The sequence below is a fragment of the Brasilonema octagenarum UFV-OR1 genome, from assembly GCF_963888615.1.
GTDB classification, from domain to species: Bacteria; Cyanobacteriota; Cyanobacteriia; order Cyanobacteriales; family Nostocaceae; genus Brasilonema; species Brasilonema sennae.
In genome coordinates, this window is record NZ_CAWPKW010000183.1 from 26,010 (window position 1) to 40,710 (window position 14,701).

The 14,701-nt window shown below is 43.2% G+C and carries 11 protein-coding genes; 5 read left to right on the forward strand and 6 right to left on the reverse strand.

What is annotated here, in order from left to right; all coding sequences use genetic code 11:
* Positions 1-39 precede the first annotated feature (39 nt).
* On the reverse strand, positions 40-1,725 hold the full coding sequence (locus AC5590_RS12660; RefSeq protein WP_169264057.1) for an NAD(P)H-quinone oxidoreductase subunit 4: 1,686 nt from the start codon (positions 1,723-1,725) through the stop codon (positions 40-42).
* Positions 1,726-1,949: 224 nt separating this feature from the next.
* Here AC5590_RS12660 and AC5590_RS12665 point away from each other — a divergent pair, with 224 nt between their 5' ends.
* Positions 1,950-2,033 carry a VENN motif pre-toxin domain-containing protein gene (locus tag AC5590_RS12665; RefSeq protein ID WP_169264089.1) on the forward strand — a complete coding sequence of 28 codons (84 nt, stop codon included), beginning with the start codon at positions 1,950-1,952 and terminating at the stop codon, positions 2,031-2,033.
* Between the two features lie 22 nt (positions 2,034-2,055).
* On the opposite strand, the gene ptsP is transcribed toward AC5590_RS12665, so the two are convergent.
* Both ptsP and AC5590_RS12675 read right to left on the reverse strand, forming a co-directional pair.
* Positions 2,056-4,626, reverse strand: a complete 2,571-nt coding sequence (gene ptsP, locus AC5590_RS12670) for a phosphoenolpyruvate--protein phosphotransferase (protein WP_169264058.1) — start codon at positions 4,624-4,626, stop codon at positions 2,056-2,058.
* A gap of 125 nt (positions 4,627-4,751) precedes the next feature.
* On the reverse strand, positions 4,752-6,098 hold the full coding sequence (locus AC5590_RS12675; RefSeq protein ID WP_169264059.1) for a FecR domain-containing protein: 1,347 nt from the start codon (positions 6,096-6,098) through the stop codon (positions 4,752-4,754).
* A gap of 900 nt (positions 6,099-6,998) precedes the next feature.
* Here AC5590_RS12675 and AC5590_RS12680 point away from each other — a divergent pair.
* Positions 6,999-8,255: a hypothetical protein gene (locus AC5590_RS12680; protein WP_211178343.1), complete on the forward strand. Its 1,257-nt coding sequence runs from the start codon at positions 6,999-7,001 to the stop codon at positions 8,253-8,255.
* Between the two features lie 142 nt (positions 8,256-8,397).
* Here the strand turns inward: AC5590_RS12680 and AC5590_RS12685 are convergent, their stop codons facing one another.
* Positions 8,398-9,216, reverse strand: a complete 819-nt coding sequence (locus AC5590_RS12685) for a sulfurtransferase (protein WP_169264060.1) — start codon at positions 9,214-9,216, stop codon at positions 8,398-8,400.
* A gap of 97 nt (positions 9,217-9,313) precedes the next feature.
* Here AC5590_RS12685 and AC5590_RS12690 point away from each other — a divergent pair, with 97 nt between their 5' ends.
* The 3 genes from AC5590_RS12690 (at position 9,314) to glmU (ending at position 13,480) form a co-directional block, all read left to right on the forward strand.
* On the forward strand, positions 9,314-10,249 hold the full coding sequence (locus AC5590_RS12690) for a tRNA (5-methylaminomethyl-2-thiouridine)(34)-methyltransferase MnmD (protein WP_169264090.1): 936 nt from the start codon (positions 9,314-9,316) through the stop codon (positions 10,247-10,249).
* A 612-nt stretch (positions 10,250-10,861) separates the two neighbouring features.
* Positions 10,862-11,920 (forward strand): response regulator, encoded by a 1,059-nt coding sequence (locus tag AC5590_RS12695; protein WP_248277183.1) that lies wholly within the window; start codon positions 10,862-10,864, stop codon positions 11,918-11,920.
* A gap of 186 nt (positions 11,921-12,106) precedes the next feature.
* A complete protein-coding gene (gene glmU / locus AC5590_RS12700) occupies positions 12,107-13,480 on the forward strand; it encodes a bifunctional UDP-N-acetylglucosamine diphosphorylase/glucosamine-1-phosphate N-acetyltransferase GlmU (RefSeq protein WP_169264061.1) in 1,374 nt (457 codons plus the stop codon).
* A 20-nt stretch (positions 13,481-13,500) separates the two neighbouring features.
* Here glmU and AC5590_RS12705 read toward each other — a convergent pair whose 3' ends face one another.
* Together AC5590_RS12705 and AC5590_RS12710 are read right to left on the reverse strand one after the other, a co-directional pair.
* Complete coding sequence (locus tag AC5590_RS12705; protein ID WP_169264062.1) at positions 13,501-14,469, reverse strand: isoaspartyl peptidase/L-asparaginase; 969 nt, start codon at positions 14,467-14,469, stop codon at positions 13,501-13,503.
* A gap of 30 nt (positions 14,470-14,499) precedes the next feature.
* The gene (locus AC5590_RS12710; RefSeq protein WP_169264063.1) at positions 14,500-14,667 is read right to left on the reverse strand and encodes a DUF2256 domain-containing protein; all 168 of its coding nucleotides are present in this window, start codon (positions 14,665-14,667) and stop codon (positions 14,500-14,502) included.
* Positions 14,668-14,701 lie beyond the last annotated feature (34 nt).

The following is a 14,701-nucleotide window of genomic DNA, read 5'->3' on the forward strand; positions in this document are numbered from 1 at the left end:
TTTAACACGTTCGTGCAGCGTGTCGGAAGGTTGCCAAGGTTACTTGATAATTCCCAAAACGGTTGGAACTTCAGATTCTGCGATTTTAGGAGCCAAGAAACCCTTGGCATATATATGAGGATTCGCTTGCGCGATTTGAGTATATGATTGGCGGACTTGAGTGTTCACCGCGACAGTCTTTACATCGTACATCTGCGTAGCTATCTTGGGATAAAATCCGATGCCGATAATCGGTAAGAGAAAACAGGCAGCGATGAACAACTCACGCGGTCTGGCATCTTCATAGACTGCTTGGTTAGGCAGGAGGCAGTCAGTACCGAAGCAAACTGCGCCTTCATCATCCTGATTCTCCGAGTCAGCATTGCCAATTTCGCATGAGAGTGCTGCACCAGAACCGTAAAATACTTGTCGCAGCATTGAGAGCAAATAGATCGGCGTGAGGATAACTCCCACTGCTGCTAAGAAGACTGTCACTGTGCAGAAAGTTGAACTGTAGATGTCGCTGGTCGTTACGCCAACGAAGACTGAAAGCTCACTGGCAAAGCCGCTCATACCAGGGAGAGCCAGCGACGCCATTGCTCCAGCCGTAAACAGGGCAAACACTTTGGGCATTGGCTGACCCATACCACCCATCTTTTCCATTACCATTGTATGAGTGCGATCGTAGGTCACGCCTGACAGGAAGAACAGCACAGCTGCGATTAAACCGTGTGAGATCATCTGCAACATCGCACCGCTGACTCCCAAGTCGGTAAAGGACGCAATACCCAGCAATACGAACCCCATGTGGGAAACCGACGAATACGCTAGGCGACGCTTCATGTTGGATTGGGCAAAGGAGTTCAACGCGCCATAAATAATGTTGACGACGCCCAAAATGGCTATAATCGGTGCAAAGTAAATGTGTGCATCAGATAGAAGCTCCAAATTTAGGCGAATCAGTCCGTATCCACCCATTTTCAGGAGTACACCCGCCAAAATCATTGACACGGGAGCAGAAGCTTCACCATGTGCGTCAGGTAGCCAAGTGTGCAATGGGAAAACAGCCAATTTGACACCAAATGCAATCAGCAATCCTGCGTAAAGGGGCAGTTCTAGCGTCAGCGGGTAATTCTTCATGGCAAGCTCTACTATATCAAAGGTCATATTATCGTCGTAGAGTGCCATTGCCAGCGCCGCTACCAGAATGAAGATAGAAGCTGCTGCGGTATACAGTAAGAATTTCATTGCTGCGTAGCGACGCTTTTGTCCACCCCAAATCGAGACGAGTAGGTAGACGGGAACCAGTTCCAGTTCCCACATAATGAAAAACAGCAGCAAGTCTTGCGCGACGAATACCCCTATCTGTGCGGAATACAGTACCAGCATCAGAAAATAGAACAAGCGAGGCTTAATATTAACTTGCCACGCTGCAAATATCGAAAGTGTCGTCACCAGTCCTGCCAGAAGCACAAGCGGTACAGATAGTCCATCGACCGAAACTGCCCAGCTAAAACCTAATTGAGGCACCCAGGCATATTTTTCCGCGAGTTGAAAAGTCGCGCTGGTTGCATCGTAATGGGTCAAAAAGGCGTAGCACATCAAGACAAAGTCCGCAAATCCTATACCTAGGGCATACCATCGCACAACCTTGCCGTCTTTATCAGGCAATAAGGGAATGATTAGGGAAGCAATGAAGGGGAGGAGGATAATCGCGGTCAGCCAGGGAAATCGATCCGCTATCATAATTCAAATGAGCAAAAATACTTATCTGTTAATAATGTCATTCTACTAAACTTTGTAAAGATTGAAAAATTCATCTTTTCCTCAGATAAGCATATAGAAAAGTCTATCTTGCCAACAATTCTAAATTTGGATCTTTAGGACTTCACGACTTTGTTGCTGGAATTTAGCTTCTTCGCCGTAAGCCCCACGCTATAGTGGTACTCCACTTAGCGCTCTTGTTATAAGTGAAAGATTTAACCGAAGCACAAAAAGCCACACTCAAATTTCTCAGCACAATTGCCGGAGGCGCAGCTAGCTTAACGCCATAAAATAGTTTATGCCAGTTTGATTTTAGTGATCGTTAAGTTGACGGTTTAGAAAGGCTGAGACGACTTCTCTGACGTCAGTTGCAGAGTTTTGCTGCATGGCTGATGCAGCGATCGCCTCTGATTCCGCCATTGTCAACTGGGCGATCGCCTGCTTAAATGCTGGAATACCTTGCGGATTCAAACTCACTTCATCCAATCCCAACCCTAGTAAAATCGGCGCTGCTAGAGGATTGGCTGCGAGTTCTCCACATAACCCCACCCAAAGGCCTGCTTTATGTGCAGCTTGGACAGTTTGCTGAATCATCCGCAACACAGCTGGATGCATTGCATCAACCAAACTTGCAACTAAGGGATGCGTGCGATCTGCCGCCATGACATACTGGCTAAGGTCATTCGTTCCGATACTAAAAAAGTCCACTTCAGCCGCTAACTGTTCAGCAAGAATAACTGCCGAAGGTATCTCCACCATTATCCCCACTTCCATCTTTTCATCAAAAAGCACACCTGCTTGACGTAGTTCTGCTCGTACTTGGGCTAATATTGCCTTGGCTGCTTGTATTTCTTGCACAGTAGCAATCATCGGAAACATAATCTTAATTTGATGTCCGAGACTCGCTTTTAAAATTGCCCGCAACTGGGTTTTCAAAATATCAGGATGATCCAGACAAAAACGAATTCCGCGCCAACCCAAAAAAGGATTACTTTCTTGTGGTAAATCCAGGTAAGGAATTGGCTTGTCGCCTCCCACATCAAGTGTACGAATAATCAACGGACGATGATCAAGAAGTTGGGCGATTCTTTGATAAACTGCTATTTGTTCTTCTTCTGTTGGCGGTGTTGTTCTTTCCAAATAAAGAAACTCAGTGCGGAATAGTCCCACGCCTTCTGCACCCAAGCTCAAACCTTCTTCAGTATCAGAGATACCCCCAATATTAGCGTATACTTTGATTTCCCTCGTCTTGTCACGAGTCACTGCTGGATTCGCCGCCGTTGTGATTGCTTGCTGATGAGCAAGTTCCTGTAGATTTCGCTTTGCTTCAAGTGCAGTTTGGATATCTGGTTCTGGTTCTATCCAAACTCTGCCAATCTCTCCATCCAGTGCTACTATAGTATTATTTGCGACTTGCATAATTTCTGGTGGTAAACCAAAAATAGCAGGAATACCTAATCTGCGAGCTATTATGGCACTGTGTGAAATCGCACTGCCAGATGTTGTACAGATTCCCAGGATTTTAGTTGGATCTAGCCTAGCTGCATCAGAAGGACTTATATCAGTTGCAATTAAAATAACTGGCTCAGATAGATTCAAATGAGTAAGTTTGTCCTCAGAATTTCTCAAATGGGATTCAAATCTACTTAGCAGTCGTAAGACTCGCTGTCCCACGTCTACAATATCAGCAACTCGCTCTTGTAAATAAGAGTCCTCAATTCTACGATAGTCATTTGCCAACTCATTGACCACTGCTTGCCAAGCTGCTTCCGCATTTAAGTGTTGTTCAAAAATACGTTGCTGGACTGCCTCAAGTACCACAGGATCTTCTAGAAAGAGCAGATGAGCATCAAAAATGGCAGCTTCTGCGTCTCCAATTTGGATAGATGCTTGTGAGAATATAGCTTGAATTTCTTCGTGAGCCGCTTGTACGGCAACTTGTAAACGTTGCCACTCTTCTTCTCGATTTTCTACGTGGTATTGCTGAATAAGAATCGGAGTGGGGTGATAGAGAAAAACGGGTGCGATCGCCACTCCATTAGAAGCAGGAATACCTTGGAGAAAGTCATCAACAGACGAAACAATGTGGTTTGCTGGACTAGTAGTAAGAGGAGCTAAAGTGGCATCTTCTTCGCCAAAGTTATTTTCGACTAATGTTTGCAATGCTGCCAGCGCCTCATCCGCATCAGAACCAGTAGCAGTAATAAGCAATTCGTGTCCTTGACGCACAGCCAAAATAGAGACTTGGTTGATACTGTCAGCGCGTACTGCTTCAGTACCCTTAGTAATATTCTGTACTTTTATTTGGGATTGGAAACCTGCTGCTGTTGCCACAAATTTCGCCGCAGGACGAGCGTGTAATCCCAAGGGGTTACGGACTGTAAGACGTATTTGTTTTGCAATTTGTCCTTCAACGACAAATGACGAGGTAGATACGTCTGTGGTTTGCCCAAGGATATGGCTCACGTTTACACCCAATTGAGTGGCTTTAGCAACTAATGCTCCCCTTGCTTGGGCGATCACTTGTTGAATGTTGCAACCAGAAGCTGCAGCAACAGCAGCTGCAATTGCACCTTCAACAAGTGGTGCTTCACACAGATGGACTTTTTCGCGTTGTTCTTGGGAGAGAAACTCAAGTGCCATTTCTGCACTCATCAAAGCGCTGCCTAAATCCATTAAGACAAGGACACCTTGATCATTGTAAATTGAGGCGATCGCCTCATAAACTTGTATAGCATCTGTACCTAGAGGGTTTTTTGGGTCGTCAATTCCTGCTGCAACAGCCAGGGAGACTTTGCCCTGAACCATTTGCACAGCCAGTTCCCGAACTCCTTCTGCTAGCTGGCGACTGTGAGAAACTATGACAATTCCAACCGCTGCCACATCATCAATTCCTTGAGAAGCGTGTACCTATCCACTTACTTTATGCTGAGCGTGGCTTAGAGGCTAGAATGCGTAACGAAGTGTAACGCACCTTCTTTCATTCCATAGCGATGACCAAATAGATTTTATGTACTTGGTCTTACCGGAGTTGTTGAAGGTACTGTTGGAGTCGTTGGTGTTGGTACTGAAGATGGGCTTGCCGGTTGTGGTACTGTTGGAGTCGTTGGTGTTGGTACTGAAGATGGGCTTGCTGGTTGTGGTACTGTTTGTGTCGGTTGTGTTACTGGTACAGAAGGTTGAGTGACTGGTGTTACTACTGGTATAGAAGGTTGAGTTACTGGTGTTACTACTGGTACTGTAGGTTGAGTTACTGGTGTTACTACTGGTATAGAAGGCTGAGCGACTGGTGTGACTACTGGTACTGTAGGTTGAGTTACTGGTGTGACTACTGGTACTGTAGGTTGAGTTACTGGTATTACTGTTGTCGGTTGTGTTACTGGTACTGGAGGTTGAGTGACCGTTACAGGAGGTGTAACTATTGGTGATGTGGTAGTAGTGGGTGGGTTGGTTGGCTGCGTCACCGGATCGGTAGGTGTAGACCTACTAGGCTTGGGTGTGGGAGATGAAACGGCATTTGTCACAACTTCTCCTGTTTCTATAATGTTGTTAGCTGGAGAATTATTTTTAGTAATGTTGTTACTGGGTAAATCGGGGGGAGTCGTTGGCTTTATAAAAGGTGGGTTTACAACAACATCCTGACCAGTAAGGGGCGATTGTGCAGCAACAGCAGCAGCAGTCTCAGCTTGAACGCTGGCGATCGCCAGATCTGAACTTGGTATACCATTTTTTAAAGTCAGATTTAAATCCCGAACCAGGGTACTCGTTTGATAAAAAGTTCTTAGATCGAAATCGTATAAACCTTTCAATTCCCCTTTAACTAAAACTATCAGTTGTCCTGCTTTTAGCTCTTGTTTTCGAGAAGCGTCTTTATTAGAAACTTGAATACCACTGTTTGTCAGTGCACCAACAATCGTGGTTTCCGTTTGCGGATCATAACGTACAAATAATGCTGAACCGCGAATTGCTGCTGCGGCATTTGGCGTGCTTATACGTGTTTGTCCCCTACCTGGTGGAATCAGCAGTACCACTGTCCCATCGTCCAGCCTGAAGTTTCTTCTTTGTGGCAAGAATTGAAAAACTGCCTGTTCTCCGATCCTAGCCAAAGAACCGTCGTTAAAACGTAAGTCTGCCAAGGCAGATCGCCCTGTGGACAGCCTATCTCCCGGAGTCATAGGATCCGATTTGCGTGCCGGACGCTTAGAATTCTTGTACGGTATGAGTTGCACCAAATTGCGGAGGTCTTGAATGACCGCAGCAGTCAAAGGAGTTGTAGCATCTGCTTGTTTTGTTACAGGGAGGACAACAACTCCCCAGAAACTAATTATTATGAGTAAAAAAAACTTACGAAACATAGTTTGGAGCCTCAAATAATTTTATTGATACCAAATCAGTTGAAGACAGGTTCTGATGTTCACAGTTTAAGCCTACTTATTTGTTCTGGCATTACTTACGTAAAATTGCTTGTTTTTTATTGATGATTTTATTTTATTTAATGCAGGATTATACTGTTAACTGGTTATTGGAGTTTCTTTTTTTGAAAAACTATGGTGTAAGCTTCATACAGACCTCGTAACCATTTAAACAGCTAAACACTGGTTTAACTTGAATTAAGAAGTAGACATTACCTCTGTTTTCAAGTCCCGACCCTTCAAGGCGGAGTCAGTAACAGTTTATTTGCGTTTTTGATATAAAAATGGGTACATTTACCAAATACTGTCGCTAAAGTCCCTTGAAATAGTAATTTTTTCTCATGGAACCTTTAGCACAGTGAGTAAGTCTACTGTTGCCAAAATGAAAAATTAAATATGCAACCCAAGGGCTGGATAAATTTGTTCTTTTGGATTGTATTAGCTTATAGTAGTGCAATCTTGTTTTACATCAAGAAGGTAGATGCGGCGCACGCTGCCAATATAGACCTATCAATGACTGAAGATGATCTAATACAAAGAATAACATCTTTAGGGGTCGCATGGATACCCGCTCAATTGAGCCAAGAGTGTAGGCAAATATCTTGTAAAGAAGTAAAAAAAATAAATTTTGGTAAAAAAGTTGGGTGTGGGTTAAAACGTGAACAAAAGTGGACAACCCGTGCAAAAACGAGCGGGATCACTGAGACTGACAACGAATTATTGAGAATAAACCCCGTTCGTTTTTGCCACTTCACGAATAATCGTGACGCGAACACGACTAACCAAAAGGGTTGTCCACTCTTGTCGGGTTCAGATGAAACGGGATGTCAGGATAAAGTTGGCATGTCTTTCAATTCTTTTGACTTTACAAGCCAACCTACAGCAAATACTTATGATGGAGTCTCAAATTTCTATTCCCAGACACCACCAGATCAGACACCCCCACCCCCACCAGCATCTCAAGGAAATCAAACACCACCACCAGCAGCACCACCAGCAGCACCACCAGCAGCACCCACTCCAGCACCCACTCCAGCACCCACTCCAGCACCACCAGCAGCACCCACTCCAGCACCCACTCCACCACCACGTCCTGCATCCTCTACACCGGAGAAGCCTCCACAGCTAGAAAGTCAACCCGCTGATCTTCCTCAACCTTCCTCACCAGCTATAGAACAACGGTTGCAATCACCTGAAATTGATTACGCACAAAGATTGCAGAAGCTAAGGCAATTGTTACAGGAGAAAAAGCAAGCGTCTACCCAAGTTCGCGATCCTGAACTAGGAATATTAAAGGTACAACCAATAATAAAACCATCACAACCGCAACAACCCCCAAAGCGTCCTCAGGCTCAGCCGAGATCTATAGGCTATTTACAGGCTCACGTTGGCTATTTCCAAACAGATAACATTTTTTCCTCAAAAGTAAATCCCATAGAAGATGGCTTGATTTACTCTGGATTAACACTAGCTTCTATGCCTATACCCTTAGGAAACAAAACCTTTTTGAATGGATCAATTGATGGCAGTTTAATGCGTTACATTGATCAATCAAAATACAATTACAACCAGGTGAGATTCAACGTTAGTATTTTCCAGCAGTTATCGCCCCAAATGTATGGGGAAATTGGGTGGAACAATCAAAAGTTGTTTTATGCAAGAAATGGTACTAATTTTGCGGCTGGCGATCTCTTTTTGAATGAAGATTCTTTCCACCTGTCTTTAGGACGGCGAGACTCCCTCACATCTAAATTGATGTTAGATAGCTTTTACGAATTGCGTTTCAGCTTGACTGATCCTCCCAGTAAACAAGACAACCGCGATCGAATCATTCATACCGTGTGGGTTTCTTTGAACTACTACTTAGAACGATCTCTCCAAATTGGTCTTGATTACCAATTTGGTTTGTCAGATTTTACCCAACGCGATAGAGAGGACGTATACCATCGGTTATACGGTCATTTAACTTACGGAATATCCAACTACACAAATCTAAGTTTACAAGGAGGTTTGACCCTAGGTGGTTCAACTGATAGATATATAAATGTTGATGGCTGGTTTTTCAGTATTAATTACAATCTGGAATTAGGTCGTTTTTGAGTGTTGTCTTTTATCTTGACTTGTCATAAGTGAGAAATATCTGTAGGACTCATTTTCGATTTTTGCTCAGCTAGATACATTTGATATTAAGTGTTCCTTGTTAAGAGTCTTCACGAGTAAATTCATAAATCAAACCTGATTCCTAATAACTAATCCAATCACTCCAGCTGCCGGGATAAAGTTTAGCTGTAGGAATTCCAGCCAGTTCCAGGGAGAGTAAATTCACACAAGCAGTAACGCCAGAACAGCAATAGACAAAAATGTCCTTTGCATCTTCCAATTCTAACCAGCGTTGACGTTGCTCTTGTTGCGGAAGTAAAAAACCTGCAGAGTCAGTTACTTCCTGCCAAAAATAGTTAACCGCACCAGAAATATGACCCGCAATTTTATCAGTTGGTTCTCTAATACCGAGAAAACGATCTTGTTCTCGTGAATCAACTAACACCACCTCTTGTGAATCTTTGCGGTTTTTCACTCCCAAAAAATCCACAACCATCTGTGGCTGTAGATTAGGGACAAAAGTCGCTATTCGAGGTTCAGGAATCACATCTGTAACAGGATATCCAGCTTTTTCCCAAGCAGAAAACCCTCCATTCAGTACTGCCACTCGCTCATGTCCAAAATAGCGCAACAGCCACCACAAACGAGATGCAAAGGCAAGGCGAGAGTCATCATACGCGACTACAAAAGTTTTTTGAGAATTGATTCCTATAGCTGATAATTTTTGAGCTAATTCAATAGAGTTAGGTAAAGGATGTCTTCCTCCGTGTTCTCCCACTGGACTGGAAAGATCCTGATTCAAGTCGAGGTAATATGCTCCAGGGATGTGACTTTCTTGGTATTGCTGTCTTCCCAGTTGTGGCTGGGCCAGAGAAAAGCGACAATCCACGATAACAACTTGGGAATCATCAAGATGTTGAAGTAGCCATTCACAAGAAACAACGCAAGGGTTATCGATCATAAATTCAGGTTTGTCGGTCAATTGTTTATTATTAATTGTTAGTTGTGCTGTTCTTTACGAACCACTGATTACTAACAACTAACCACTACTTATGACTATGTCAGACTCAGACAATTTTACACCCAAACTCACAGCAGATGGCTCGTTCACTTTTTTTTCTGATGAGTTTAGCGAGTCGTTTCACAGCCATTACGGAGCGCGTCAGGAGAGTTTTTTTAAGTTTGTCGCCCCAACTCAACTATCACTGAAAGCACACAAACCAACAGTGCGGTTGCTTGATGTTTGTTATGGTCTAGGATACAACAGTGCAGCTGCTATAGAAACGATTTGGGCAGTCAATCCCAACTGTTATATAGAAGTCATTGCTTTAGAACTCAATAGCGCTGTACCACAAGCTGCGATCGCCCATCACTTATTCGATAACTGGGAATATAAATATACCCAAATTTTGACTCAGTTAGCCTTTGAGCATCAAGTACTGCAAAATCGTCTCAAAGCGACTTTACTCATTGGTGATGCCAGAAATTCAATCAAACTTGTCAACCAGTCGGGTTTTCAAGCTGATGCAATTTTTCTCGATCCGTTTTCACCACCTCATTGTCCTCAGTTATGGACTGTTGAATTTATCAAACAACTATCTGTTTGTTTAGACATAGATGGCTTACTCGCGACTTATTCCTGCGCGGCTGCTGTACGAACGGCACTTTTGGCAGCTGGACTACAAATAAGTTCTACCTCACCAGTGGGAAGAAAGACACCTGGTACAGTAGCCGGACATCAACAAGTAACTAGCCATCATGAACTACAAACCACCACCGTTCTATCGTCCTCATCCTTCTTTCTCCCACTTTCTCTAGCAGAACAAGAACATTTACTCACTCGTGCTGCTATTCCTTATCGCGATCCACAGCTGTGCGATGCTGCTGATGTGATTTTGAGACGACGGCAACAAGAACAACAAACTTCCTCTCTAGAGTCTACCTCTGGTTGGCGTAAAAGATGGTTCTCAAAAAATCTACTTAATGATATGTAATATTTATAGCTTTACTGCTCTGACAATCTTATACAGGCATTTTTGTGATCAAAATCACCAATGTAAAAAGTAAGGCATCACTGACACGCAGATGTAATTATAATTATATAATTGACATTGAAAAAACAGCAATAATACGCAAGCCAGTATCTTAAAACCACAACTTTAAACCCAATAGACCTTGTTTTGATAGAGGTTGCATCCGTTAATCATCTTATTTGAAGATTAGATGAAGAAAAATCAGTGAAAACCCGAATTTATATATTTTTCTAAATTGCTTATACTGAAAAAATAGAAATAAAAAGAATCAAGTCAAAATCTCAATTATACAAGTAGATAATAATCTTCTACTGTCGAATAAAAAATCAAAGTTTATATTTGCTGAAAGCTTCTTATATTAAGTTTTTTTGCAAAATAAAACACCAAAAAATCTATAAAAATGAGTGTTAATTTTTTATAAGCTGGAGTTACCTTATAGTTGAAAAAAAAACTAGAAAAGACAGGATAATAAAAAAAATGATTATAAAATACCTTTGGATGCAAGAAAGCAGAAAAAAAGCTTTGCTTGAGTCAAGGTAAATGATGTAAAAAAAATAAAAAAAGCCTTGATTAATGAACATTCTTGTTACTGATACTCATGATTTATTCGTCTCCCAGACGATACAAACTCAAAAATCAACAGTGAATACCTTTGATTCAGATGCGCCGAGAATTTTAGTAGTAGATGATCATCCTATGAATCGGATGACTGCTGCTGCCCTATTGGGAATAGAAGGTTATGAAGTTATAGAAGCAGACAGTGGTTTTACGGCGCTCAAACTGGTAATGCAGAAACAACCAGACTTGATTCTGTTGGATGTGATGATGCCAGAAATGGATGGATTTCAGGTGTGCGAGTTGCTTAAGCAAAATGAACATACCAGACTCATTCCAATCATTTTCATTACTGCTTTGAATGACAGGCGAGCGCGCATTCGAGGAATTGAAACTGGGGGAGATGATTTCATCACCAAACCCTTTGATCATGTAGAGTTAGTGGCGCGAGTAAAATCGCTGATCAGACAAAAGCGTTTGAATGAAGACTTAGAACACGCCGAACAGGTGCTGTTTTCCATTGCAAGGGCAGTTGAAAGTCGTGATCCTAATACTGGTGATCACTGTGAACGTCTGACGCATATGGGAAAAAATTTTGGAGAACATCTCAATCTCACACGCAACCAAATTCGGGATTTAATGTGGGGAGGATATCTTCATGACATCGGTAAAGTGGGCATTCCCGACGCAGTGCTGCTCAAAAAAGGCAAATTGACTGCCGAAGAGTGGGATATTATGAAGCAACACGTTTTAATTGGGGAAAAAATTTGCCAGCCATTACGCAGTATGGGGGGTGTAATTCCCATTATCCGCAGTCACCACGAACGTTGGGATGGCTCAGGCTATCCTGATGGACTTGTAGCAGATGACATTCCAAATCTCGCCCAAGTATTTCAGGTAATAGATATTTTTGATGCTCTGACTAGTGAAAGACCATATAAAAAAGCTTTCACATTAGAAGAAGCCCTTGCTATTATGGCGGAGGAAACAGCAAAGGGATGGCGTAATCCAAAACTCATACAGCAGTTTACAGAGTTTATTTGTTCTTTCAAAGATTGGCAGTTATGTGCTAGCTAGGTTTTAAACTATTACAGTACATCAGTGGAATGATTGGTTAGTTTGACACTATCTTGACTTCTAGTCAAGATATTCTTGGCTCTAGTAGGAGTCTAGTTAACTTAGACGACCTTGCGGTTTTCTTGTAAATTGAGCCTAAACTCAAATTAACACACGCATTCAAAGCAATTCACTGATAGCTAAATTATGGTAGTTGTAGCAATTCTGGCGGCGGGACGTGGAACACGCATGAAATCAAACCTGCCCAAAGTTTTACATTCTTTGGGTGGGCGATCGCTCATCGAACGAGTTATCGACAGTGTCAAACCGCTTTCGCCCAGTCAGCAGATGGTGATTGTTGGGTATCAAGCGGCTGAAGTCAAAGCAGCTATCCAGTCAACACCAGATCTGGAGTTTGTTGAACAGAGTGTGCAACTGGGAACAGGTCATGCCATCCAGCAATTACTTCCCCATCTGGAAGGCTACAGAGGCGATTTGCTCGTGTTGTCTGGTGATGTCCCTTTGCTTCGCACAGAAACTCTCAAAAATCTGTTGCAAACTCACCAAGAAAACCAAAACGCTGCCACCATCCTCACAGCATACTTGGATAATCCCAAAGGCTACGGACGCGTTTTTTGTAATGGTGAAAATATTGTCCAACAAATCGTTGAAGACCGAGATTGCACACCGAATCAAAAACAAAATAACCGTATTAATGCTGGTATTTACTGCTTCCGTTGGCAGGATTTAGCAAAAGTTCTGCCTCATTTACAAACGAACAATTCTCAAAAAGAATACTATCTGACGGATGCTGTCAGCTTGCTCAAACCAGTTATGGCAGTAGATTTGGAAGATGAGCAGGAAATTCTGGGCATTAACGACCGCTTACAACTGGCAACAGCATACGAGATTTTGCAAAAGCGAGTCAAGGAAAAATGGATGAGCGCAGGTGTTACCCTTATTGACCCTGCCAGTATTACAATTGACGACACCGTAGAAATAGAGCCAGATGTGATTATCGAACCCCAAACTCATCTGCGAGGTTATACAGTTATTCAGACAGGAAGTCGCATTGGACCCGGAAGCTTAATTGAAAATAGCCAGATAGGCGAAAATGTCACGGTGCTGTATTCAGTGGTGATAAATAGTATTATACAAACAAAAACCTGTGTAGGACCGTATACCCATTTTCGTGGTCAAGTACAAGTGGGCGCTGGTTGTCGGGTAGGAAATTTCGTGGAATTGAAAAATACCAAGTTGGGCGATCGCACTAACGTTGCCCACTTGTCGTATTTGGGTGACACCACCGCCGGTACCAAGGTCAATATTGGCGCAGGAACAATTACCGCCAATTATGACGGTGTGAAAAAACATCCTACCAATATAGGCGATCGCACCAAAACTGGTGCCAACAGCGTTTTAGTTGCTCCTGTGACGCTAGGAAATGACGTCTACATAGCTGCTGGTTCCACTGTTACAGAAGATGTCCCTGATGATTCTTTGGTAATTGCTCGTGCCCGTCAAGTTGTCAAACCAGGGTGGCGCAACAAGAGTACAGAGCCTCTTAAGAGTCCTGAGTGAAAATACTCAAAACTTGTCACTTAGCCGTCAGAACTGAATATACAGCCAACTTCTGTCCCAACGGGTAGTTCTAAGGTATCGCCAATTTTCTCTCCGTTGTGGTAAGCCGCAAGGAGAGCATCGCTAGTTTTACCCCAAGCGATCGCCCCATTAGCATCTAGGGCGATCGCTCCAAAATTTCTTTTGTGTTCTTGTGCTTCTGCAAATGAGCGCTGCATTGCTTCTTTGAGGGACAGACCATCAGTGACACGTACCACTACTCGTGCTGCTAAACACTCATCCATTATGTCTTCCCCAATACCAGTACAACTAACTGCTGCATATTTTGTCGCATAATTCCCTGCTGGCATTGCAGAATCGCTCACGCGTCCAATTCGCTCAAATCCCTTACCACCAGTAGAAGTGCCTACAGATATCTTTCCTTGAGTATCTAATGCAACAACGCCAATCGTACCGCGTCGGGCATTGCTGGCTTCCACCAGTTCTGCGTCTGCTACGACCCCAGCCATCGTTCTTTGAAAATTGTCCTGACGCTCCCGTATCCACTCTTGCAAGCGTAACTCGGTTAAGCCATTGTAGCTGGGTATTTGCAACTCCCTCGCCAGTTCTGCTGCACCGTAATCTGAGAGTACGCGGTCAGGAGAGGTTTGTAAAGCGATCGCCAAGTCAATAGGATTTTTGACTCGCGAGACATTAATCACCCCACTAAAGCTTTGGGATGTTCCATCCATCAAAGAAGCACTCATGCGGATTTGACCATCCGATTGCAGCACAGAACCTGTACCAGCATTAAAACGGGGGTCGTCTTCCAACATTTGACAACCGCGCACAACAGCCTCATTTGCAGATGCTCCCGACTCTAGAAGAGAATAGACTTCCTCTATAATTTGGTAGAGAGAACGGCGTACCGCCTCAATTCCTCCTTTTGCCTTTAGAGAAGTACCAGCGCCTCCATGAATAATTAACTTAGGTTGTACCTTGATCTCCATCTGTTTGTTTATTTACCCGTACCTTTACGGTCATTGATTTGCTTCATTTGTAGCTTGAGAACGGTGACGACGGCAACGTTCGGAGCAATATTTTACGTCATCCCAGCAATCTGCCCATTTTTTGCGCCAAGTAAAAGGGCGCTGACATACCGGACAAATTTTTGTGGGCAAGTCAGATTTAGAACGAGCACGTCCCATATTATTAATCAGCAGCTTAGAGCTAGATTTCTGA

Excerpts from the sequence above, each read along its gene's own strand:
- AC5590_RS12660 (WP_169264057.1), bottom strand. The coding sequence starts at position 1,725 with ATGATAGCGGATCGATTTCCCTGGCTGACCGCGATTATCCTCCTCCCC.
- AC5590_RS12675 (WP_169264059.1), bottom strand. The coding sequence starts at position 6,098 with ATGTTTCGTAAGTTTTTTTTACTCATAATAATTAGTTTCTGGGGAGTT.
- AC5590_RS12680 (WP_211178343.1), top strand. The coding sequence starts at position 6,999 with ATGTCTTTCAATTCTTTTGACTTTACAAGCCAACCTACAGCAAATACT.
- AC5590_RS12685 (WP_169264060.1), bottom strand. The coding sequence starts at position 9,216 with ATGATCGATAACCCTTGCGTTGTTTCTTGTGAATGGCTACTTCAACAT.
- AC5590_RS12690 (WP_169264090.1), top strand. The coding sequence starts at position 9,314 with ATGTCAGACTCAGACAATTTTACACCCAAACTCACAGCAGATGGCTCG.
- AC5590_RS12695 (WP_248277183.1), top strand. The coding sequence starts at position 10,862 with ATGAACATTCTTGTTACTGATACTCATGATTTATTCGTCTCCCAGACG.
- glmU (WP_169264061.1), top strand. The coding sequence starts at position 12,107 with ATGGTAGTTGTAGCAATTCTGGCGGCGGGACGTGGAACACGCATGAAA.
- AC5590_RS12705 (WP_169264062.1), bottom strand. The coding sequence starts at position 14,469 with ATGGAGATCAAGGTACAACCTAAGTTAATTATTCATGGAGGCGCTGGT.
- AC5590_RS12710 (WP_169264063.1), bottom strand. The coding sequence starts at position 14,667 with ATGGGACGTGCTCGTTCTAAATCTGACTTGCCCACAAAAATTTGTCCG.